Origin of the sequence: Parabacteroides caeci (assembly GCF_023656795.1) — a bacterium.
Taxonomy (GTDB): domain Bacteria; phylum Bacteroidota; class Bacteroidia; order Bacteroidales; family Tannerellaceae; genus Parabacteroides; species Parabacteroides segnis.
The window spans coordinates 37,113-58,340 of sequence record NZ_JAMOKT010000042.1 but is presented as its reverse complement, the minus strand read 5'-3'; the positions used below and the strand labels follow the sequence as shown (position 1 = coordinate 58,340).

The following is a 21,228-nucleotide window of genomic DNA, read 5'->3' as shown; positions in this document are numbered from 1 at the left end:
TTTTTCCGGACTTCTCGCTTGTAACCAAAGTGATATGTTTAAGGAAGAACAATATAAAAAGGTGCTTTATGTGTTAAGTGATGATAATATGGCTTTTCAGGTTGTTCATTCGCTAAATGAAACAGAAAGTACTGGTTATTTAACTTTATATGCAGGAGGGACATTGGACATAGATCAGGATATAACGTTTACGTTGGAGCCTGATGAAGAGTTGTTGGGTGAATATAATCTGCTGAACTATGATTTGGATACGGATAAATATGCAAAAAGATTGGATCCGTCTAAATACACGATCGAGTCATATTCGGTAACAATGAAGCAGGGGGGAGAAATGCCTTATGCTTTATTGCCGATCAAGATACGTCCGGAAGGACTTTCTCCGGACTCTTTATATATGATACCATTGAAGTTGACAGGCGTTTCAGCTTATGAAATTAATCCAAAGAAGAACCGTGTGCTTTATCAGGTTGTTCTGGAGAATGATTTTGCATCGGAAAAGGACAATACATTAATGTCGATGAGAGGTACTCGCCAGGTCGGTGATGGGCCTGTTTCTAAAATTGCAGCCAATAAGCGTATGTATCCTTTAAGTAAGCAGGAAGTAAGGATTAACGCAGGTATGGAAAACAGTGGAAATAAGGCAGATCTGGAGTTAATCAATAAATATAGCGTTATTGTAAAGATTGGCGAAGAAAAAACGCTGAATTATAAAGGTGTTTCTTATTATCCATTGACAGTCTATCCTTATAATAAGGAAAATATACAAGTTGAGATGCTTGGAAGTGAGGAAGATAAAGAAGTCCTGACAGTGGCTGAATCGAATCGGTACGGAGAAGAACTGGGAATAATGAGATTCCATATTTCTTATCGATATCGGACTTTAGTTACTCCTGCTTCGGAAGGATTGGAGGCAGAATGGAGTGATTGGGTTGTTGTTACTGAAAATATGAAACAGTTAGCGAAGTAGTATCATACTGATTATCGGTAGGTCCAAAAGGCGGGAACGATGGTTTTGTTTTTTGGACCTACTATAAAACACAGTGAGAGAATGATGAAAAATATCAGTTGATTTATGAAATACCTATTTATAACTATCGTCTGTGTCCTATTGAATGGAATGTCATTTCGTTTGTTTCGGGAAAAAACAACAAGTGAACAGATAATCTCCTTTTTTTTAAATCTTCAAACAGTTCAACAGGAAAAGTTGTATTTGCATTTGGATAAACCTTATTATGCTGCAGGAGAGCAAATTTGGTTTAAAGGATATCTGGTGAACTCGTCTACCCATGCTCCGGATATGCCGGATAATTTTATTTATGTGGAATTGGTAAATCAGAATAATAAAATTGTTTGTAGGCAAAAAGTAAAGAAAAATGAAGGTGGCTTTTGGGGTAATTTACTATTACCAACGGATATGATTGTAGGAGAATATACATTGAGGGGATATACAAATTGGATGCGTAATGCTAATGTAAACTTTTTCTTTCAAAAAAATATTCCGATAGCCAATACTTTGGATAGGCCGGATACTTTGGAACTAAAGAAGAAAGATATAAGTAAAAATGATTTTAGTGTTTCTTTTTTTCCGGAGGGAGGACATTTATTAACGGGATATCGTCAGCAAATGGCTTTTAAATGTCAGCGTTCAAATGGTTATAGTGGAATGTTGGAAGGATATATAGTCAATCAGTCAGGGGATACGCTAACACAAGTGAAGAGCGAGCATGATGGAATGGGAACTTTTTCTTTTCTTCCGGCGAAGGATAATTCATATTACGCATTAGTCCGTTCTCCCGGATGTGAAGAGAAAAAGATACAATTACCAAAAGCTGAAGATTCAGGCATTACATTATCATTAAATCAATCGGCCGGAAAAATACGTTATCAGATATTTTCATCACTGCCGGATAGTCAACAATCGGATTCCCTATATTTGATTGGTCATACGCGAGGATTACTTCGTTTTTTATTGCCGATAAGTAAAGAGAATCATACGGGTGTTATTAGTTCTTCTTATTTTCCGGATGGTATTTCTCATTTTCTGTTGATGGATCAGGCTGGTAATAAATTGAGTGAACGACTGATATTTAATTATCCAAAGAAGGAAAGCTATTGGACTTTACAAACTGATAAAGATACATATGAGCGTCGGGAAAAAATAAAAATAAATATCAGGTTGGATAATGAATCGGGATTGCCGGCAAAAGGCTCTTTTTCATTATGCATTACGGATAATAATTCGGTTTCTGTGGATTCACTGTCAAGCAATATTTACTCTGATCTGTTACTTGTGTCGGATTTGAAGGGATTTGTGGAGAATCCCGGATGGTATTTTAAAGAGAAGTCCAGAACAACTATAAGAGGGTTGGATTTATTGATGTTGACACATGGCTGGAGTCGGTTTGATATTACTCCTTTTGCAGAGCAATCGTTAATGCCTGATTATTTTGTGGAGAAGGGGCAATATATAAGTGGAAGGATTTTGAATTTTTTCGGTAAAGAGGCAAAAGATGCGGCAATAGTCGCAGTCGATCCTGCAAATAATCTAGTCAGGACGTTGGAGTCGGATGAAAAAGGTTGTTTTTTGTTGGATGGGATTGATTATTGTGACTCAACGACTTTTGTCGTACAAGCCCGAAGTAAAAAAGGTCTGGCAGTTGTCGATATAAAGATGGACGAAGAAACCGTTCCTGTTGTAGAAGACAAAAATTTATTCCCTGATTCATTGTTTGTTTTTAATCCACATTATCTATCTTCTGCAATGGACGCCGGTGGTATGCGTGTAATCAATCTGGAAGATGTCGTGATTGAAGGAAAACGGACTCAGACAGCCAAAGAAAAGGCTGAACGTGTGTGGGCTGATTATTCCATGACAGAAGATATGCTTGGAAAGTCGGTGTCCAGGACTGCAAAAGATTTATTCAGACAAGCTATGGGAGGCGCAGATGTAAGTGATCCACTTGTAGTGATTGATGGGATGTGCTGTTGGGATGATAATTATATATTGGAAACAATTTATCCGGATGATATGAGGAGCTTTGATGTGTTTAGGGATCAGAAACGGTGTAAATACGGTTCTATAAGTAAGTCGACTCCTGCCGTAGTAATTACATTGAAACCGGAAGCAATGAATCGCAAGAGGAAGGGGGTAGCTTTATTTCATTCGCAAGGGTATGTGAAACCGGATCAATTCTATCATCCGGTATATGAGACACCTGATGAAAAAAAATCGGAAAAAATGGATATACGCAGTACTCTTTATTGGAATCCTACTTTGGAAATAGACTCTCAGGGAGAAGGAAGTGTGGAATTTTATGCTTCGGATCTCCCGGCTTCATATCATGTGGTAATTGAGGGCGTGGATGAGAGCGGACAGTTGTATCGGTATTCGGGTAATTTATTGAAAAATGCAGAATGATGAGTAAATTGTTTTATATAAGCCTGTTCATTCTATTATTTTTATTGTTGCAGATTGGATATAGTTATCATTTTTTCTATATCGAGCAGTTTCAGTTGTTTATGTTTTCGGAGGACTATCTGTTTGAAACGGTTTCTCATCCTGGAGGCTTATCAGTGTACTTGGGTGAGTTTCTGGTACAGTTTTTTTATTATCCGCTGGTAGGTGAGTTTGTTTCAACATTATTATTAGTATGTATAGCCGGGTTAATAAAGCAATACGTCTCTTTCAATAAAAACTGTTTTTTATTGGAGGGTTTCATTTTATTATTTCTACTGATTGATATTCTTGATTTTAATTTTCTTTATGCAGGAGTCGTTGCTTATTTGTTTTGTGTGGTTTTTCTGTTGGTTTATAAGCGTATTCAAAAAGAGTCCGTACGTATCCTGACCGGATGTTTAATGATCTGCTTGCTATATCTGATAGCCGGATCGGTTTTTGTCGCCTTTGCTGTTTCTTTATTGATCCAGGAAATAAAGGTGTACAGGCTAAAAATCGGTCTGCTTCTTATTCCTGCGCTATTCACAATATTACTGGTGTTTTATTTGAATTATGCCGGATATCTGTATTATTCGGAGATCATATGTTTTGCTGATGGGATATATGTATTGAAAGGGGAAGCCGGATGGGTGATTTATGCTCCGTGGTTTTTATTGGCTTTCAGTCCATTGTTGAGTCCATTATTTGACTTAGTCTTTGTTGCGATAGAGAATAAATATTGGAGGATAGGTACTCAGGTCGTTATATTTTTACTCTGTGGTGCTTTTTTATTGTCAGAATATGATGATAGAAAGTCTTTGCCGGTAAAAAAATATGCGTATTATGCAGATCACAAAAAATGGGAAAAGATATTACATAGTTGTAAGAAACAGAAACCTACGGATTTATTATGTCTTAATTATCAAAACTTGGCTTTGGCAGAACAGGGCGTTTTGGCAGACTCTTTGCTTATGTATACACAGCAGGGGAGTAAAGGGTTGTTTGTCGATTGGAATATGACGCCGTTTGTTTCTATGACACTACAAAAGATATGTTATTACTATGGAGATATAGCATCGGCTCGGAAGTATGCTTTTGAATGTAATGTTTGTGCACGATCAGTCGGATATCCACAGACTTTAAAAATGCTGGCAACATGTAATTGGGAGATGGGAGAGTATGCAGTTGTAGATAAATATCTTTCCTATTTGCACAAAACATGGGTTTATCGGAATTGGGAGGTGGACACTCTCTGTTTGAGACGAGTTGAATCTCAGGCCGATAATTTTGTATATCTCCAAGACATAGACCTGTTGGCTTATGATAATGTGCATAATAAGAAGTTGGCAGATTTTGTTCTATGCTCATATTTGTTGGATAAGAACCTGAATGAGTTTTTGAAAGCATTTTACTATTTCTATAAAAATGAGAAAAATGTCCCGGTTATTTATCAGGAGGCAATTTTTCTGGGAGCACAAAGCAACCCTCAAATACTTGATTATTTCTTTATACCGGATTCGTTGAAAGAGCGTTTTTGGGCTTATCAATCCTTTTGTAAGACGAATCACTTGGATATATCTATGAATATGGAGAATAGGGATATTCGTTGTTATACAAGTAGTTATTGGTATTATTACGATTTTAATCCTGTTCGTTTATGATTAAATATTTATTGTTTTGCTGGTATGTAATTTTGTTTTTGTCTTGTTGTGAAGAAGAGAGACCTGGTTATGCAACGAGAGAACTTATATTTCCTGATTACAGAAATGTTACAATTCCGGTTGATATTGCACCGTTATCTTTTTATGTAAATCTGCCGGAAGTGAATGAGAATGTTCAGGTATTATTATGTACACGAACCAAACAGTTAAATCGCCGGGGTAAAGAGGTGCGTTTTTCTTCACTCGAATGGAGAGAGTTAGTGACATCTGATAGTGTAATGAATGTTTATATTCAGAAAAAGACTGACCATTTGTGGAACTGCGTTGATTCTTTTAAGATATATATATCCTCGGATCCGATAGATCCTTATCTTTCATATCGCCTGATTGAGCCAGGATATGAGGTGTGGGGGAATATGGGGATTTATCAACGTTGTTTGGCTAATTATGAAGAGGATGCCATTTTTGAAAATTCAAGAGTAAAAGAAATTTGTGTGAATTGTCATGCGACCAATCAAGGAAACCCGGAAGAGTATATATTCCATCAGCGCCCTAAACCGGCAGGAACTATTTTAGTTAAAGATGGAGTTGTTAGTAAATTGAATACGGATTATTCCGAAAAAATAAAAACTTTAGTTTATCCATCTTGGCATTCATCAGGTAAATATATAGCTTTTTCAGTAAACAAGACGGTACAGGCAGTACATTCACAGCACAGGAATCGCATTGAGGTGATGGATCTGCACTCGGATATTGTGATCCTGGATGTACAAAAGAATATACTTTTAACCAGTTCTCTATTATCGTCGGCTGATGCTTATGAGACTTTTCCCTGTTTCTCTTCCGATGGAAAAAAGTTATACTTTTGCTCTGCTCCTGCAATATCGTTACCGGATTCATTTAATTACGTACGATATCATTTATGTAGCCTGGATGTGGATTTGGAGAAAGGGACTTTGGGAAGTAAAATTGATACGGTGATACGAGTCGATACACTAAATGCCAGTATCTCTTTCCCTAAAATATCACCCTCCGGGCGTTTTATGCTATACACGCGACATGCTTATGGTAATTTTTCTATCTGGCATCGGGATGCGGACTTATGTATGTTTGATTTGCATAACCAAAGAGAAGTAGATACATCGATCTTAAATTCGGAAGAAACGGAAAGTTATCATTCCTGGTCGTCGGAAGGTCATTGGATCGTTTTTAGTAGCCGTCGGATGACAGGGCTTTTTACTTGCTTGTATCTGGCTCATATAGATTCTTCCGGACATGCAGGAAAGCCTTTTTTATTACCACAAAAAAGGAGTGATTCTTATTTTTTTCAATATAAGTCTTATAATGTACCCGAATTTATGAAGGGGCCGGTCTGCACAAGCGAAAAGGATCTGGAGGCGGTTATGGAGAGATGATGTGTCTTGCTGCTACAAAGAGTTTTATAACGGATCGGGTTTTAGCTTATTTTGTGGAGGCTTCGTAAAATAAATTCCGGAAAGTTTTGCTAATAACGAAAGAATCAGTAATTTTGCTGCCCATTTTGAGGATGTAATTAAAAACAATATAATAAATTAAATTATGATCGTAGTTCCATTGAAAGAAGGCGAAAACATTGAAAAAGCGCTTAAGAAATTTAAAAGAAAGTTCGAAAAGACAGGTGTGGTAAAAGAACTGAGAAGTCGTCAGGCTTTTATAAAACCCTCTGTTGAAAAGAGAAAACAAAACATGCGTGCGGTTTACGTTCAGCAATTGCAGCAGGTAGAAGAATAAAATATCCTGTCAGGCTTGTTTTATTGAATTCTTATTCCTATTTTCGTTGCATAATAGTTGATGCAACGCAGATATGTTGATAGATTCATTTTTAGATTATCTTCGGTATGAAAGGAATTACTCCAATTATACGATAGAGGCTTATTCGAAAGATTTGCGTCAGTTCGAAGAATATGTGAAATTGAATAAGGAAAGCGTATTTGTTCCGGGAGATGTCGATGCGGATTTAGTCAGAAGTTGGATCGTTTCTTTAATGGACGAGAAGATTTCTCCGGTGTCGGTCAATCGGAAATTAAGTTCTTTGAAGTCTTTTTTTAAATTCCTTATGAAGCAGGGAAGCATCTCTGTGAATCCATTAAGGTTAATAACCGGACCGAAGACAAAAAAGCCGTTGCCTTATTTTGTAAGAGATAAGGAAATGGAGTTGTTGTTGGATGGAGATGGATTTGATGAGGATTTTGAAGGTGTAAGGGATCGTCTGGTACTTGAAATGCTGTATGATACAGGTATCCGCCGTTCGGAATTGATCGGAATACAAGATTCCGATGTGGATTTCGGAGCGATGCAGATACGTGTGACAGGTAAGCGTAACAAGCAGCGGTTGATTCCATTTGCAGAAGGGTTAAAGAACTTGATACAAGCATACACTGAAGTTCGAAATCGTGAAGTTGGTTCGGAGAGCGGATGGTTTTTTGTAAGAAAAAACGGGGAGCAGTTGTCGGCAGGTATCGTATATACTATAGTAAAGAAGAAACTGTCGGAGATCCCAACATTGGCGAAACGTAGCCCTCATGTATTGAGACATTCGTTTGCAACAAGTATGTTGAATAATGGAGCAGAGTTGAACGCTGTGAAAGAGTTGCTCGGACACAGTAGTTTGGCTTCAACCAGCGTTTACACACATACAACCTTTGAGGAATTAAAAAAAGTGTATCATGCTCATCCAAGAGCTAAAAAAGAAGGAGGTTAATTATGGACATTAGAATTCAAGCAATCCATTTTGACGCTACAGCGCAGTTAGAAGCGTTTATTCAGAAGAAAGTTAGTAAGTTGGAGCAATACTTCGACGGCATAATATTGGCAGAAGTAACATTAAAGGTCGTGAAGCCTGAAGCTGCTAAGAATAAAGAGGCTGCTGTACGTTTAAAAATAAAGAATGGCGATTGCTTTGCGGAGAAGGTAAACGACACTTTTGAAGAGTCAATTGACGAATGTGTTGAAGCTTTGGAAAAGCAATTAGTTAAATTCAAGGAAAAAATCAGAGCCAAATAAAAAAAACGGTAGATAAATTTGGTATGTAAGAAATAATATCTAAATTTGCAGCCGTTTCGCCTACCCGACGAAACGGCTTCTTTTAGAAAGAAGGTTTGCCTCTTTAGCTCAGTTGGCCAGAGCACGTGATTTGTAATCTCGGGGTCGTTGGTTCGAATCCGACAAGAGGCTCAAAAGAATTGAAATTTGAAATGGGCAGTTACCAGAGTGGCCAAATGGGGCTGACTGTAACTCAGCTGTCTTTCGACTTCGGTGGTTCGAATCCATCACTGCCCACTACTAAGGAACAATTCTAAGCGAGAATTGGTTCGTGAAAGATTTAAAATTGCGGAAGTAGCTCAGTTGATAGAGCATTAGCCTTCCAAGCTGAGGGTCGCGGGTTTGAGCCCCGTCTTCCGCTCTTTTTATTTCGCCTGTGTAGCTCAGCGGTAGAGCACTTCCTTGGTAAGGAAGAGGTCCCGAGTTCAAGTCTCGGCACCGGCTCAAGATGATATTTAGAACATGATCATTAATCAAATAAAGAACAATTAAGTTATGGCAAAAGAGAAATTTGACAGATCGAAACCACATGTGAACATTGGTACGATTGGTCACGTTGACCACGGTAAAACAACTTTGACAGCTGCTATCACAACAGTATTGGCAAAGAAAGGTCTTTCAGAACTGCGTTCATTCGATTCTATCGACAACGCTCCTGAAGAAAAAGAAAGAGGTATTACAATTAACACTTCTCACGTAGAGTATTCGACTGCAAACCGTCACTATGCTCACGTAGACTGTCCGGGTCACGCCGACTACGTAAAGAACATGGTAACTGGTGCTGCTCAGATGGACGGTGCTATCATCGTAGTTGCTGCAACTGATGGTCCTATGCCTCAGACTCGTGAACACATCCTGTTGGCTCGTCAGGTAAACGTACCGAAGCTGGTTGTTTTCATGAACAAATGTGACATGGTTGACGACGAAGAAATGTTGGAATTGGTTGAAATGGAAATGAGAGAACTTCTTTCTTTCTATGATTTCGATGGTGACAACACTCCGATCATCCGTGGTTCTGCTCTGGGTGCATTGAATGGCGACCCGAAATGGGAAGACAAAGTTATGGAGTTGATGGAAGCTGTTGATACATGGATTCCTCTGCCTCCGCGCGATGTTGATAAACCTTTCTTGATGCCGGTTGAAGACGTGTTCTCTATCACTGGTCGTGGTACTGTAGCAACAGGTCGTATTGAAGCAGGTATCGTAAAAGTTGGTGAAGAAGTTCAGATCATCGGTCTGGGTGCTGACGGAAAGAAATCAGTTGTAACTGGTGTTGAAATGTTCCGTAAGCTGTTGGATCAGGGTGAAGCTGGTGACAACGTAGGTTTGTTGCTTCGTGGTATCGACAAGAATGAAATCAAACGTGGTATGGTTATCTGCCATCCGGGTAAGGTTAAAGAACACTCTCGCTTCAAAGCTGAGGTTTATATCCTGAAAAAAGAAGAAGGTGGTCGTCACACTCCGTTCCACAACAAATATCGTCCTCAGTTCTATATCCGTACATTGGACGTAACAGGTGAAATTACTCTTCCGGAAGGAACTGAAATGGTTATGCCTGGTGATAACGTAACAATCGACGTTGAACTGATCTACCCGGTAGCTTGTAACGTAGGTCTTCGTTTCGCAATCCGCGAAGGTGGACGTACAGTAGGTGCTGGTCAGATTACAGAATTAGAAAACTAATTCATACATAAATCATGTAGCCAGTCTGTAACAGGACTGGCTATTTTACGGAAGTAGCTCAGTTGGTAGAGCACTGGTCTCCAAAACCAGGTGTCGGGAGTTCGAGCCTCTCCTTCCGTGCTAAAAATCTATAGATTCGATGAAAAAGATAATTACTTATATTAAGGAATCTTATAACGAACTTGTTTATAAAGTTTCTTGGCCTACTAGAACAGAGCTTTCCAATAGTGCTGTGGTTGTTATGTTTGCTTCCCTTATAATTGCAGCAGTAATCTTTGTTGTGGACTTAGGCTTCGAAAGCGTAATGCGTTTCTTCTACGAGAAAATCTTTTAATCAGTTTTAGATATGTCTGATATCCAAAAGAAATTTTATGTTCTGCGTGCCATCAGTGGTAAGGAGAATAAAGTCAGAGAGTATCTCGAGGCTGAGTTGAAGAACACAGATCTGGGTGAATATGTCAACCAGGTTCTGATACCTACGGAGAAGACTTTTACGGTGCGTAATGGTAAGAAAGTGATGAAAGAAAGAGCTTACTTGCCGGGTTATGTATTGGTAGAAGCTGCATTAGTCGGAGAAGTCGCTCATCGATTAAGAAACATTCCCAATGTAATCGGATTTTTGGGCGGGTCTGATAACCCGGTTCCGTTGCGTCCTTCTGAAGTGAATCGTATTTTAGGTACGGTTGACGAATTGCAGGATCAACAGGAAGAACTGGATGTCCAATTTTATGTTGGCGAGAGTGTTAAGATCACCTTCGGACCGTTCAGCGGTTTTACTGGTGTAATCGAAGAAGTCAACGCCGAGAAAAAGAAACTTAAAGTGATGGTGAAGGTCTTCGGACGTAAAACCCCGCTTGAGTTGGGTTATATGCAAGTTGAGAAGGAGTAATACTTTTGTTACGAGAAGTATTTTCTTTCTGTTATTGATGTTATATATCTAAATTTTAGAAAAATGGCTAAAGAAGTTGCTGGACAAATCAAATTGCAGATTAAAGGAGGAGCAGCAAACCCTTCTCCCCCAGTAGGACCTGCCTTAGGTTCTAAGGGTATTAATATTATGGAGTTTTGCAAGCAATTTAATGCCAGAACCCAAGACAAGGCTGGTAAGATATTACCTGTGGTAATTACTTACTATGCTGATAAGTCTTTCGACTTTGTCGTTAAAACCCCTCCTGTTGCTATCCAGTTATTGGAAGCATCTAAACAGAAGAGTGGTTCTGCTGAGCCGAACCGTAAGAAGATTGCAGAAATCTCTTGGGATCAGGTAAAAACTATTGCAGAAGACAAACTGGTCGACTTGAACTGTTTTACTGTTGAAGCTGCCATGAAAATGGTTGCCGGAACAGCTAGAAGTATGGGTATAACTGTTAAAGGGACATTCCCGGGTAATAATTAATAAACTTCAATTGAAATGAGTAAACTGACAAAAAATCAAAAGTTGGCTTTGGGCAAGATTGAAGCTGGGAAAGCATATACATTAAAAGAAGCATCAGCATTAGTAAAAGAAATTACTACTTCTAAGTTTGATGCATCTGTAGATGTGGATGTTCGTTTAGGAGTTGACCCCCGTAAGGCCAATCAAATGGTTAGAGGCGTGGTTTCATTGCCTCACGGAACAGGAAAACAAGTTAGGGTTCTCGCATTATGTACACCAGACAAGGAAGCTGAAGCAACTGCTGCTGGAGCTGACTATGTTGGCTTGGATGAGTATATAGACAAAATTAAAGGTGGTTGGACTGATATTGACGTTATCATCACTATGCCTTCTATCATGGGTAAGATCGGTGCTTTAGGTCGTGTATTAGGCCCTCGTGGTTTGATGCCTAACCCTAAGAGCGGTACGGTTACCAATGAAATCGGCAACGCAGTGAAGGAAGTTAAGCAAGGTAAGATCGACTTTAAAGTAGACAAATCTGGTATCGTTCATACATCAATCGGAAAGGTATCTTTCAATGCCGATCAGATTCGTGATAACGCTAAGGAATTTATTTCAACTCTTTTGAAGTTGAAACCGTCTGCAGCTAAAGGTACATATATAAAGAGCATTTATCTTTCTAGTACAATGAGCGCGGGTATTAAGATTGACCCGAAATCAGTTGAAGAAAACTAATTTAAAATTGTTGGACAATGAAAAAGGAAGATAAAGGCATAGTTATAAGCCAGCTTACAGAAACTGTAAAGGAATATCCTAATTTCTATTTGACTGATATCGAAGCATTGGATGCTGAGAAAACAAGCAAATTGAGAAGAGAATGTTTCAAACAGGAAATCAAGTTGGTTGTTGTTAAGAACAACTTGCTTAAAAAAGCACTGGAAAATGTAGGTGGTGATTTCTCACCGCTGCAGGTTGCTTTGAAAGGCAATACAGCTGTTATGTTTTCACAGACAGCTAACGCTCCTGCTCGTCTGATAAAAGAATTTACTAAAGGTGCCAAGAAAGGCGAAGTGGCTAAACCGGAATTGAAAGCTGCCTATGTACAGGAAAGTTTCTATGTCGGTGCTGAAAACCTGGAAGCCCTTGTAAATATCAAGAGCAAAAACGAACTTATCGGCGACGTTATTGCATTGTTGCAATCTCCGGCGAAGAACGTTATCTCTGCTCTTCAGTCATCAGGACAAACTATCCATGGTCTGTTGAAGACTTTGGAAGAAAGATAATTATTTAATATTTTACAGTAAACAATCATTTAAATCATACAAAAATGGCAGATTTGAAAGCTTTTGCAGAACAATTAGTAAACCTGACCGTAAAAGAAGTTAGCGAACTGGCTACAATCCTTAAAGAAGAATATGGTATTGAACCTGCTGCTGCAGCTGTTGCTGTTGCTGGTCCTGCTGCTGGTGGCGCTGCTGCTGCAGAAGAAGAAAAGACTTCTTTCGATGTAATTTTGAAAGCAGCTGGTGCTAATAAATTGGCTGTTGTTAAGGCAGTAAAAGAATTAACTGGTCTTGGTTTGAAAGAAGCTAAAGATTTAGTTGACGGTGCACCTAGCGCAATCAAAGAAGGAATCGCTAAAGCTGACGCTGAAGGATTAAAGAAACAGTTGGAAGAAGCTGGAGCTGAAGTTGAGCTTAAATAGTATTTATAACCTGGTTTCCAGGTGATTTGGTTAAGAGTCTCCCTAAAAGGAGATTCTTAACCTTTTTGTGTCTATAATTTCAATAAGTTCAATAAATTCCTTACTAGATGTCTTCAACAGCTGAAAACCAAAGAGTTAATTTTGCTTCGATTAAGAATCAGTTTCCGTATCCGGACTTTCTCGAAGTTCAATTGAAGTCATTCCAAGACTTTCTTCAACTTGACACACCTCCTGAGAAGAGAAAGAAGGAGGGTTTGTATAAGGTGTTTGCAGAGAATTTCCCTATTGCAGATACCAGAAACAACTTTGTGTTGGAGTTCTTAGATTACTATATCGATCCGCCCCGTTACTGCATAGATGAATGTATTGCCCGCGGATTAACCTATAGTGTGCCTTTAAAAGCAAAGTTAAAACTGTATTGTACAGACCCGGATCATGAGGATTTCGATACGGTTATCCAGGATGTATATCTGGGCCCGATCCCTTATATGACTGATCGCGGTACTTTTGTGATAAATGGTGCTGAGCGTGTTGTTGTTTCACAGTTACATCGTTCTCCGGGTGTATTCTTTGGTCAGAGTACACATGCCAACGGAACGAAATTGTATTCAGCACGTATCATTCCGTTTAAAGGCTCATGGATCGAATTTGCAACAGACATTAACAATGTGATGTATGCATATATCGACCGTAAAAAGAAATTACCTGTAACTACCCTTTTAAGAGCTATTGGTTTTGAAAGCGATAAAGATATTCTTGAAATCTTTAACCTGGCTGAAGAAGTAAAAGTTTCAAAAGCAAACCTGAAGAAACTGATCGGTCGTAAGCTGGCTGCCCGTGTATTGAAAACCTGGGTGGAAGATTTCGTAGATGAAGATACTGGCGAAGTTGTTTCTATTGAACGTAATGACGTTATCATCGACCGTGAATCGGTGTTGGATAGCGACAGTATTGAAGCAATTCTGGAATCTGGTACACAAAATGTATTGTTACATCGTGAAGACCAGAATCTTTCAGATTATGCAATCATCTATAATACGCTTCAGAAAGACCCCAGTAACTCTGAAAAAGAGGCTGTATTATATATTTACCGTCAGTTGCGTAATGCAGAACCTGCAGACGAAGCAAGTGCCCGTGAAGTTATACAGAACCTGTTCTTCTCTGAAAAACGTTATGATTTAGGTGAAGTAGGCCGTTATAGGATTAATAAAAAGTTGAACCTTACTACCAGTGATGATGTTAAGGTTTTGACAAAAGAAGATATAATCGAGATCATCAAGTATCTGATCGAATTGATTAACTCAAAAGCGATCGTGGATGATATCGACCATTTAAGTAACCGTCGTGTTCGTACTGTAGGTGAACAGTTATACAATCAGTTCGGTATCGGTCTGGCTCGTATGTCACGTACTGTACGTGAGCGTATGAACGTTCGCGACAATGAAGTATTTACTCCGATCGATTTGATTAACGCGAAGACTATCTCTTCTGTGGTTAACTCCTTCTTCGGAACGAATGCTTTGTCGCAGTTTATGGACCAGACAAACCCGTTGGCTGAAATTACTCACAAACGTCGTCTGTCTGCCCTTGGACCGGGTGGTTTGTCAAGAGAGCGTGCCGGATTCGAGGTTCGTGACGTTCACTATACACACTATGGTCGTCTTTGTCCGATTGAAACACCGGAAGGACCGAACATTGGTTTGATCTCTTCTCTTTGTGTGTATGCAAAAATCAATGACCTGGGATTTATATCTACCCCATATCGTAAAGTTGTGGATGGTAAGGTAGATTTTTCAGAAGATTCTTTGCAATATTATACAGCGGAAGAGGAAGAAGAAATGACCATTGCACAGGGTAATGCTCCGTTGGATGAAAACGGTAAGTTTATTCTAGAAAGGGTTAAAGCTCGTTTTGAAGCAGACTTCCCTGTTGTGCCGCCTTCAGAAGTAGATTTGATGGACGTTGCTCCGCAGCAGATTGCTTCTATCGCAGCTTCTTTGATTCCGTTCCTGGAACATGATGATGCTAACCGTGCATTGATGGGATCTAACATGATGCGCCAGGCAGTTCCTTTGTTGCGTACGGATGCTCCGATCGTTGGTACAGGTATCGAAGCACAGGTTGCTCGCGACTCCCGTACTCAGATTATGGCAGAACGTGCCGGTGAAGTTGTTTTTGTTGATGCAACTTGTATCAAGATTAAATATGACCGTACTGAAGACGAAGATTTCGTAAGCTTCGAAGATGCGGTTAAGACCTATGTTATTCCGAAGTGGCGTAAGACTAACCAGAGTACGACTGTAGACCTTCGTCCGATTTGTCACCGTGGCCAACGTGTAGAGGCTGGTGATATCCTGACTGAGGGTTATTCGACTCAACTGGGTGAACTTGCTTTGGGACGTAACGTGAAAGTGGCTTACATGCCTTGGAAAGGTTACAACTATGAGGATGCTATCGTACTGAACGAACGTATGGTTCGTGAGGATTTCTTTACTTCTGTTCACGTGGATGAATATATCCTAGAAGTGCGCGAAACTAAACGTGGTATGGAAGAGCTTACATCCGATATCCCTAATGTTAGTGAAGAGGCTACCAAAGATTTGGATGAAAGAGGTATTGTTCGTGTGGGTGCCCGTATCGAACCGGGTGACATTCTGATCGGTAAGATTACTCCGAAGGGCGAATCGGATCCTTCTCCTGAAGAAAAATTGCTGCGTGCAATCTTCGGTGATAAGGCTGGTGATGTGAAAGATGCTTCTTTGAAAGCGACTCCGTCTCTTCGTGGTGTTGTTATCGATACGGCTTTATTCTCTAAAGCTGTTAAGAAACGTAAGTCTAGATTGACAGATAAGGCTATTCTTCCGAAGTTGGATGAAGAATACGAAATGAAGATGGCCGACCTGAAGAACTTACTGGTAGAAAAGTTATTGACGCTTACTAACAATAAAGTTTCTCAGGGTGTTAAAGACTACATGAATACTGAAGTGATTGCGAAGGGCGCTAAGTTTGGTCGCAAGGCTTTGGAAGATCTGGATTACAATGCTGTTCAGGTTAGTAAATGGACTGCCGATGCTGATAAGAACGAACTTATCAAGCAGGTGATCCTGAACTATCTGAAGAAATATAAAGAACTGGATGCCGAACTGAGACGTAAGAAATTCGACCTTACTATCGGTGATGAACTGCCGACAGGTATCGTTCAGATGGCAAAGGTTTACATTGCTAAGAAACGTAAGATTCAGGTAGGTGATAAGATGGCCGGTCGCCACGGTAACAAAGGTATTGTTTCCAAGATCGTTCGTCAGGAAGATATGCCGTTCCTGGAAGACGGAACTCCGGTTGATATCTGCTTGAACCCGCTGGGTGTGCCTTCCCGTATGAACCTGGGACAGATTTTTGAAGCAGTATTAGGTTGGGCCGGTAGAACGATGGGAGTGAAGTTTGCTACTCCGATTTTCGACGGTGCATCACTGGATGACCTGAACGAGATGACTGACAAAGCTGGTATTCCTCGGTATGGTAAATCTTACCTGTACGATGGTGGAACCGGTGAGCGTTTCGACCAGCCGGCAACCGTAGGTGTTACGTACTTCCTGAAACTGGGTCACATGGTTGATGATAAGATGCACGCCCGTTCAATCGGTCCGTACTCTTTGATTACTCAACAGCCTCTGGGTGGTAAAGCTCAGTTTGGTGGTCAGCGTTTCGGAGAAATGGAAGTTTGGGCACTGGAAGCCTTCGGTGCCGCACATGTTCTTCAGGAAATTCTTACAATTAAGTCTGACGACGTTGTAGGACGTTCTAAAGCTTACGAAGCAATTGTGAAGGGTGATCCGATGCCACAACCGGGTATTCCGGAATCTCTGAATGTATTGCTCCATGAGCTGAGAGGTTTAGGTTTAAGCTTTACTCTGGATTAATTCAACAACAATATAAGTAGGTGGGTTTCGGCTCATCTACTTTATCTATTGATAACTCTTTATAAATAAACAATATGGCCTTTAGAAAAGAAAACAAGATAAAGAGTAACTTTTCAAAAATAACCATCGGTCTGGCTTCTCCTGAAGAGATTCTTGAAAACTCTAGTGGTGAAGTTCTGAAACCGGAAACGATTAACTATCGTACGTACAAACCTGAGCGCGACGGTCTTTTCTGCGAACGTATCTTCGGTCCGATCAAGGACTATGAGTGTCATTGCGGAAAATACAAGCGTATCCGTTATAAAGGTATTGTCTGCGATCGTTGCGGGGTAGAAGTTACAGAGAAGAAAGTGCGTCGCGAACGTATGGGACATATCCATCTGGTTGTTCCTGTCGCTCATATCTGGTATTTCCGTTCTCTACCCAACAAAATCGGGTATCTGTTAGGCTTGCCTACCAAGAAACTGGATTCTATCATTTATTATGAACGTTATGTGGTTATTCAGCCGGGTTGTGTAGACACTGTTGCTGAATTAGACCTGCTTTCGGAAGAAGAATACTTGCAGATTCTGGATAACCTGCCAAAGGAAAACCAAATGCTGGAAGATACGGATCCTAACAAGTTCATTGCAAAGATCGGTGCTGAAGCCGTTTATGATTTGCTGGCTCGTCTGGATTTGGATTCTCTATCTTACGAACTGCGTCACCGTGCAAGTACGGACGGTTCACAGCAACGTAAGAACGAAGCGTTGAAACGTTTGCAGGTTGTTGAATCTTTCCGTGCATCCAGAGGCCGTAACAAACCGGAATGGATGATCGTAAAGGTCGTTCCTGTTATTCCGCCGGAATTGCGTCCGTTGGTTCCGTTGGATGGCGGACGTTTCGCTACATCCGACTTGAATGATTTGTATCGTCGTGTTATTATCCGTAATAACCGTCTGAAACGATTAATCGATATTAAGGCTCCGGAAGTAATCTTACGTAATGAAAAACGTATGCTTCAGGAAGCTGTGGACTCTCTGTTCGACAACTCTCGTAAATCGAGTGCCGTTAAGACAGATGCTAACCGTCCGTTGAAGTCATTGTCCGACAGTTTGAAAGGTAAACAAGGTCGTTTCCGTCAGAACTTGTTGGGTAAACGTGTTGACTACTCTGCCCGTTCGGTTATCGTTGTAGGTCCTGAATTAAAAATGCATGAGTGCGGTCTGCCGAAGAATATGGCTGCCGAACTTTATAAACCTTTCGTTATCCGTAAATTGATCGAACGCGGTATCGTTAAAACGGTTAAGTCTGCCAAGAAGATTGTGGACCGTAAGGAACCGGTTGTTTGGGATATCCTGGAATATGTAATGAAAGGTCACCCTGTGTTGCTGAACCGTGCACCGACACTGCACCGTTTGGGTATCCAGGCATTCCAGCCTAAACTGATCGAAGGTAAGGCTATCCAGTTGCACCCGTTGGCTTGTACGGCATTCAACGCCGACTTCGACGGTGACCAGATGGCTGTTCACTTGCCTTTAGGAAATGAAGCTGTACTGGAAGCACAGATGCTGATGCTTGCTTCTCATAACATTTTGAACCCGGCTAATGGTGCGCCTATCACCGTTCCTTCTCAGGACATGGTGCTTGGTCTGTATTATATCACCAAGATGCGTAAGGGTACATTAGGAGAAGGTCTGGTATTCTACGGACCGGAAGAAGCGACTATTGCATATAACGAAAAGAAAGTAGATATCCATGCACCTATCAAGGTTTACGTTGATAACGTAGAAGAAGATGGCAAGCTGGTGCGTAAAATGATCGAAACATCTATCGGTCGTTTGATGGTAAATGAATTCGTTCCTTTCGAAGTTGGTTATATCAATGAAGTATTAGGAAAGAAATCTTTACGTGATATTATCGGTAAAGTAATCAAGATATGTGGTGTTGCCCGTACGGCTCAGTTCCTGGATGATATCAAGAACCTGGGTTACTACATGGCATTTAAGGGCGGTCTGTCATTCAACCTGGCCGACGTGCTTATTCCGCCAGAAAAAGATGACCTGGTAAAAGAAGGTTACGATGAAGTGGAACAGATTCTGGCTAACTATAGCATGGGTTTCATTACCTTCAACGAACGTTACAACCAGATTATTGATACATGGACACATGTCAACAGTAAGTTGTCTAATATCCTGATGAAACAGCTGACAAATGACAATGACGGGTTTAACTCTGTATTCATGATGATGGACTCCGGTGCCCGTGGTTCTAAAGAACAGATTCGTCAGTTGTCCGGTATGCGTGGTTTGATGGCAAAACCGCAGAAGAGTGGTGCTGAAGGTGGTCAGATTATTGAAAACCCGATCCTTTCAAACTTTAAAGAAGGTTTGTCAGTGTTGGAGTACTTCATCTCTACCCACGGTGCTCGTAAAGGTTTGGCCGATACCGCGTTGAAGACTGCCGATGCTGGTTACCTGACTCGTCGTCTGGTAGACGTATCGCATGACGTTATCATCAATGAAGAAGACTGTGGTACGCTTCGTGGTCTGATTTGTACGGAATTGAAGAATAACGAAGAAGTTATCGCTTCTCTGTATGAACGTATCCTGGGACGTGTATCTGTTCATGATATCCAGCATCCGTTGACTGGTGAATTGATTGTTGCTGCCGGTGAAGAAATTCGCGAAGACGCTGCTAAGCTGATCCAGGATTCTCCTATCGAAAGTGTGGAAATCCGTTCGGTACTTACCTGTGAATCCAAGAAAGGTGTTTGTGCTAAGTGTTACGGACGTAACCTGGCTACAGGCCGTATGGTTCAGAAGGGTGAAGTTGTCGGGGTTATCGCAGCACAGTCTATCGGTGAGCCGGGTACACAGTTGACACTGCGTACATTCCACGTCGGTGGTATCGCATCTAACATTGCAACAGAAAACAGTATTACATCTAAATACGACGGTATTCTGGAAATCGACGAACTTCGTGCCGTAGAAGCTGATGATGCATCAGCAGGTAAGAAGTATCAGGTAGTAGTAAGCCGTCTGGCTGAAATGCGTATCGTTGATCCGAATACGAAGATTGTATTACTGACTCATAATATCCCTTACGGTTCTAAATTGTTCTTCAATAACGGAGACAAGATTAGCAAGGGGGACGTAATTATTGAATGGGACCCGTTCAATGCCGTTATCGTATCGGAAGTTTCCGGTAAGATCGAATTTGAAAGCGTTGTAGAAGGTGTTACTTACAAAGTTGAAAGTGACGAAACTACAGGTTTGAAAGAAAAGATCATTATCGAATCTAAGGATAAGACAAAAGCTCCGGCTGCTCACATCGTTGATGAAAACGGTAATTATCTGAAAAACTATTCATTGCCGCTGGGCGCTCACGTTGTCAAAGAGAACGGCGATCCTGTTAAGGCTGGTGAAGTTTTGGTTAAGATACCGCGTGCAGTAGGTAAGGCTGGTGATATCACCGGTGGTCTTCCCCGTGTTACCGAGTTGTTTGAAGCTCGTAACCCGTCTAACCCGGCTGTCGTTTCTGAAATCGACGGTGAAGTTGGATTCGGTAAGATCAAACGTGGTAATCGTGAAATCACTGTAACCTCTAAGTTGGGTGAAGTGAAGAAGTACATGGTGCCATTGTCAAAACAGCTTTTGGTTCAGGAAAATGACTATATCCGTGCCGGTATGCCATTGTCCGACGGTGCTATCACTCCATCGGATATCCTTGCTATCAAGGGCCCGACGGCTGTTCAGGAATATATCGTGAACGAAGTACAGGACGTTTACCGTCTGCAGGGTGTGAAGATTAACGACAAACACTTCGAAGTTATCGTTCGTCAGATGATGCGTAAGGTAGAAGTGGTTGATCCGGGAGATACTCGCTTCCTGGAACAGCAGGTGGTTGATAAGTTGGAAGTAATGGATGAGAACGATCGTATCTGGGGCAAGAAAGTTGTTATGGATCCGGGAGATTCTCAGACAATGCAGGCTGGTCAGATCGTAACTGCCCGTAAGTTGAGAGACGAAAACAGTATGTTGAAACGTCGTGACATGAAACTTGTAGAAGTTCGTGACGCTGTTCCTGCTACTGCAAATCAGATCCTTCAGGGTATTACACGTGCTGCATTGCAGACAAACAGCTTTATGTCTGCCGCATCTTTCCAGGAGACTACGAAGGTGTTGAACGAAGCTGCTATCAACGGAAAGGTAGACCGTCTGGAAGGTTTGAAAGAAAACGTTATCTGCGGTCACTTGATCCCGGCTGGTACAGGTCAGAGAGATTTCGACAAGTTGGTTGTCGGCGCTAAAGATGAATTTGAACGTATCTTTGCCAACCGCAAGAATGTTGTAGATTTTAATGCGATGGACAGAGATGGTGAGTAA

General features: G+C 40.8%; 16 protein-coding genes and 5 tRNA genes. All 21 read left to right on the top strand.

What is annotated here, in order from left to right; genetic code table 11:
- Positions 1 to 34 precede the first annotated feature (34 nt).
- The 21 genes from NBH15_RS19240 (at position 35) to rpoC (ending at position 21,228) form a co-directional block, all read left to right on the top strand.
- Positions 35 to 967 carry a DUF1735 domain-containing protein gene (locus tag NBH15_RS19240; protein WP_228100150.1) on the top strand — a complete coding sequence of 311 codons (933 nt, stop codon included), beginning with the start codon at positions 35 to 37 and terminating at the stop codon, positions 965 to 967.
- 249 nt (positions 968 to 1,216) lie between these two features.
- The gene (locus NBH15_RS19235) at positions 1,217 to 3,418 is read left to right on the top strand and encodes a hypothetical protein (RefSeq protein ID WP_250823325.1); all 2,202 of its coding nucleotides are present in this window, start codon (positions 1,217 to 1,219) and stop codon (positions 3,416 to 3,418) included.
- Positions 3,415 to 5,097: a DUF6057 family protein gene (locus tag NBH15_RS19230; protein WP_250823324.1), complete on the top strand. Its 1,683-nt coding sequence runs from the start codon at positions 3,415 to 3,417 to the stop codon at positions 5,095 to 5,097. The genes NBH15_RS19235 and NBH15_RS19230 overlap by 4 nt, the downstream gene beginning before the upstream one ends.
- On the top strand, positions 5,094 to 6,512 hold the full coding sequence (locus NBH15_RS19225) for a TolB family protein (protein WP_007654197.1): 1,419 nt from the start codon (positions 5,094 to 5,096) through the stop codon (positions 6,510 to 6,512). The genes NBH15_RS19230 and NBH15_RS19225 overlap by 4 nt, the downstream gene beginning before the upstream one ends.
- A gap of 163 nt (positions 6,513 to 6,675) precedes the next feature.
- On the top strand, positions 6,676 to 6,867 hold the full coding sequence (gene rpsU, locus NBH15_RS19220) for a 30S ribosomal protein S21 (RefSeq protein WP_007654191.1): 192 nt from the start codon (positions 6,676 to 6,678) through the stop codon (positions 6,865 to 6,867).
- A gap of 73 nt (positions 6,868 to 6,940) precedes the next feature.
- Positions 6,941 to 7,837, top strand: coding sequence for a tyrosine recombinase XerC (locus NBH15_RS19215; RefSeq protein WP_195437584.1), 897 nt, complete (start codon positions 6,941 to 6,943; stop codon positions 7,835 to 7,837).
- Between the two features lie 2 nt (positions 7,838 to 7,839).
- Positions 7,840 to 8,139, top strand: a complete 300-nt coding sequence (gene hpf, locus NBH15_RS19210) for a ribosome hibernation-promoting factor, HPF/YfiA family (protein ID WP_007654185.1) — start codon at positions 7,840 to 7,842, stop codon at positions 8,137 to 8,139.
- Between the two features lie 97 nt (positions 8,140 to 8,236).
- Positions 8,237 to 8,310, top strand: a tRNA-Thr gene (locus tag NBH15_RS19205).
- A 22-nt stretch (positions 8,311 to 8,332) separates the two neighbouring features.
- Positions 8,333 to 8,415, top strand: a tRNA-Tyr gene (locus tag NBH15_RS19200).
- 51 nt (positions 8,416 to 8,466) lie between these two features.
- A tRNA-Gly gene (locus NBH15_RS19195) sits at positions 8,467 to 8,539 on the top strand.
- Positions 8,540 to 8,550: 11 nt separating this feature from the next.
- Positions 8,551 to 8,622: transfer RNA gene (locus tag NBH15_RS19190), tRNA-Thr, on the top strand.
- A 51-nt stretch (positions 8,623 to 8,673) separates the two neighbouring features.
- Positions 8,674 to 9,861, top strand: coding sequence for an elongation factor Tu (tuf, locus tag NBH15_RS19185; RefSeq protein ID WP_010800484.1), 1,188 nt, complete (start codon positions 8,674 to 8,676; stop codon positions 9,859 to 9,861).
- Positions 9,862 to 9,908: 47 nt separating this feature from the next.
- Positions 9,909 to 9,981 (top strand) — tRNA-Trp (locus tag NBH15_RS19180).
- A 19-nt stretch (positions 9,982 to 10,000) separates the two neighbouring features.
- The gene (gene secE / locus NBH15_RS19175; RefSeq protein ID WP_007654183.1) at positions 10,001 to 10,195 is read left to right on the top strand and encodes a preprotein translocase subunit SecE; all 195 of its coding nucleotides are present in this window, start codon (positions 10,001 to 10,003) and stop codon (positions 10,193 to 10,195) included.
- A 12-nt stretch (positions 10,196 to 10,207) separates the two neighbouring features.
- A complete protein-coding gene (gene nusG, locus NBH15_RS19170; RefSeq protein ID WP_010800483.1) occupies positions 10,208 to 10,750 on the top strand; it encodes a transcription termination/antitermination protein NusG in 543 nt (180 codons plus the stop codon).
- Positions 10,751 to 10,813: 63 nt separating this feature from the next.
- Positions 10,814 to 11,257 carry a 50S ribosomal protein L11 gene (gene rplK, locus NBH15_RS19165; protein WP_007654181.1) on the top strand — a complete coding sequence of 148 codons (444 nt, stop codon included), beginning with the start codon at positions 10,814 to 10,816 and terminating at the stop codon, positions 11,255 to 11,257.
- A 15-nt stretch (positions 11,258 to 11,272) separates the two neighbouring features.
- Positions 11,273 to 11,971 carry a 50S ribosomal protein L1 gene (gene rplA / locus NBH15_RS19160; RefSeq protein ID WP_007654180.1) on the top strand — a complete coding sequence of 233 codons (699 nt, stop codon included), beginning with the start codon at positions 11,273 to 11,275 and terminating at the stop codon, positions 11,969 to 11,971.
- Positions 11,972 to 11,988: 17 nt separating this feature from the next.
- The gene (gene rplJ, locus NBH15_RS19155) at positions 11,989 to 12,519 is read left to right on the top strand and encodes a 50S ribosomal protein L10 (protein ID WP_007654179.1); all 531 of its coding nucleotides are present in this window, start codon (positions 11,989 to 11,991) and stop codon (positions 12,517 to 12,519) included.
- 44 nt (positions 12,520 to 12,563) lie between these two features.
- Complete coding sequence (gene rplL, locus NBH15_RS19150) at positions 12,564 to 12,941, top strand: 50S ribosomal protein L7/L12 (protein ID WP_007654177.1); 378 nt, start codon at positions 12,564 to 12,566, stop codon at positions 12,939 to 12,941.
- Between the two features lie 107 nt (positions 12,942 to 13,048).
- Positions 13,049 to 16,861, top strand: a complete 3,813-nt coding sequence (gene rpoB / locus NBH15_RS19145) for a DNA-directed RNA polymerase subunit beta (protein WP_010800482.1) — start codon at positions 13,049 to 13,051, stop codon at positions 16,859 to 16,861.
- Between the two features lie 74 nt (positions 16,862 to 16,935).
- Positions 16,936 to 21,228, top strand: a complete 4,293-nt coding sequence (rpoC, locus tag NBH15_RS19140) for a DNA-directed RNA polymerase subunit beta' (protein ID WP_250823323.1) — start codon at positions 16,936 to 16,938, stop codon at positions 21,226 to 21,228.

What these genes read in the sequence shown, in the direction of transcription:
- NBH15_RS19240 (WP_228100150.1), top strand. Translation starts at nt 35, where the DNA reads ATGTTTAAGGAAGAACAATATAAAAAGGTGCTTTATGTGTTAAGTGAT.
- NBH15_RS19230 (WP_250823324.1), top strand. Translation starts at nt 3,415, where the DNA reads ATGATGAGTAAATTGTTTTATATAAGCCTGTTCATTCTATTATTTTTA.
- NBH15_RS19225 (WP_007654197.1), top strand. Translation starts at nt 5,094, where the DNA reads ATGATTAAATATTTATTGTTTTGCTGGTATGTAATTTTGTTTTTGTCT.
- rpsU (WP_007654191.1), top strand. Translation starts at nt 6,676, where the DNA reads ATGATCGTAGTTCCATTGAAAGAAGGCGAAAACATTGAAAAAGCGCTT.
- NBH15_RS19215 (WP_195437584.1), top strand. Translation starts at nt 6,941, where the DNA reads ATGTTGATAGATTCATTTTTAGATTATCTTCGGTATGAAAGGAATTAC.
- hpf (WP_007654185.1), top strand. Translation starts at nt 7,840, where the DNA reads ATGGACATTAGAATTCAAGCAATCCATTTTGACGCTACAGCGCAGTTA.
- tuf (WP_010800484.1), top strand. Translation starts at nt 8,674, where the DNA reads ATGGCAAAAGAGAAATTTGACAGATCGAAACCACATGTGAACATTGGT.
- secE (WP_007654183.1), top strand. Translation starts at nt 10,001, where the DNA reads ATGAAAAAGATAATTACTTATATTAAGGAATCTTATAACGAACTTGTT.
- nusG (WP_010800483.1), top strand. Translation starts at nt 10,208, where the DNA reads ATGTCTGATATCCAAAAGAAATTTTATGTTCTGCGTGCCATCAGTGGT.
- rplK (WP_007654181.1), top strand. Translation starts at nt 10,814, where the DNA reads ATGGCTAAAGAAGTTGCTGGACAAATCAAATTGCAGATTAAAGGAGGA.
- rplA (WP_007654180.1), top strand. Translation starts at nt 11,273, where the DNA reads ATGAGTAAACTGACAAAAAATCAAAAGTTGGCTTTGGGCAAGATTGAA.
- rplJ (WP_007654179.1), top strand. Translation starts at nt 11,989, where the DNA reads ATGAAAAAGGAAGATAAAGGCATAGTTATAAGCCAGCTTACAGAAACT.
- rplL (WP_007654177.1), top strand. Translation starts at nt 12,564, where the DNA reads ATGGCAGATTTGAAAGCTTTTGCAGAACAATTAGTAAACCTGACCGTA.
- rpoB (WP_010800482.1), top strand. Translation starts at nt 13,049, where the DNA reads ATGTCTTCAACAGCTGAAAACCAAAGAGTTAATTTTGCTTCGATTAAG.
- rpoC (WP_250823323.1), top strand. Translation starts at nt 16,936, where the DNA reads ATGGCCTTTAGAAAAGAAAACAAGATAAAGAGTAACTTTTCAAAAATA.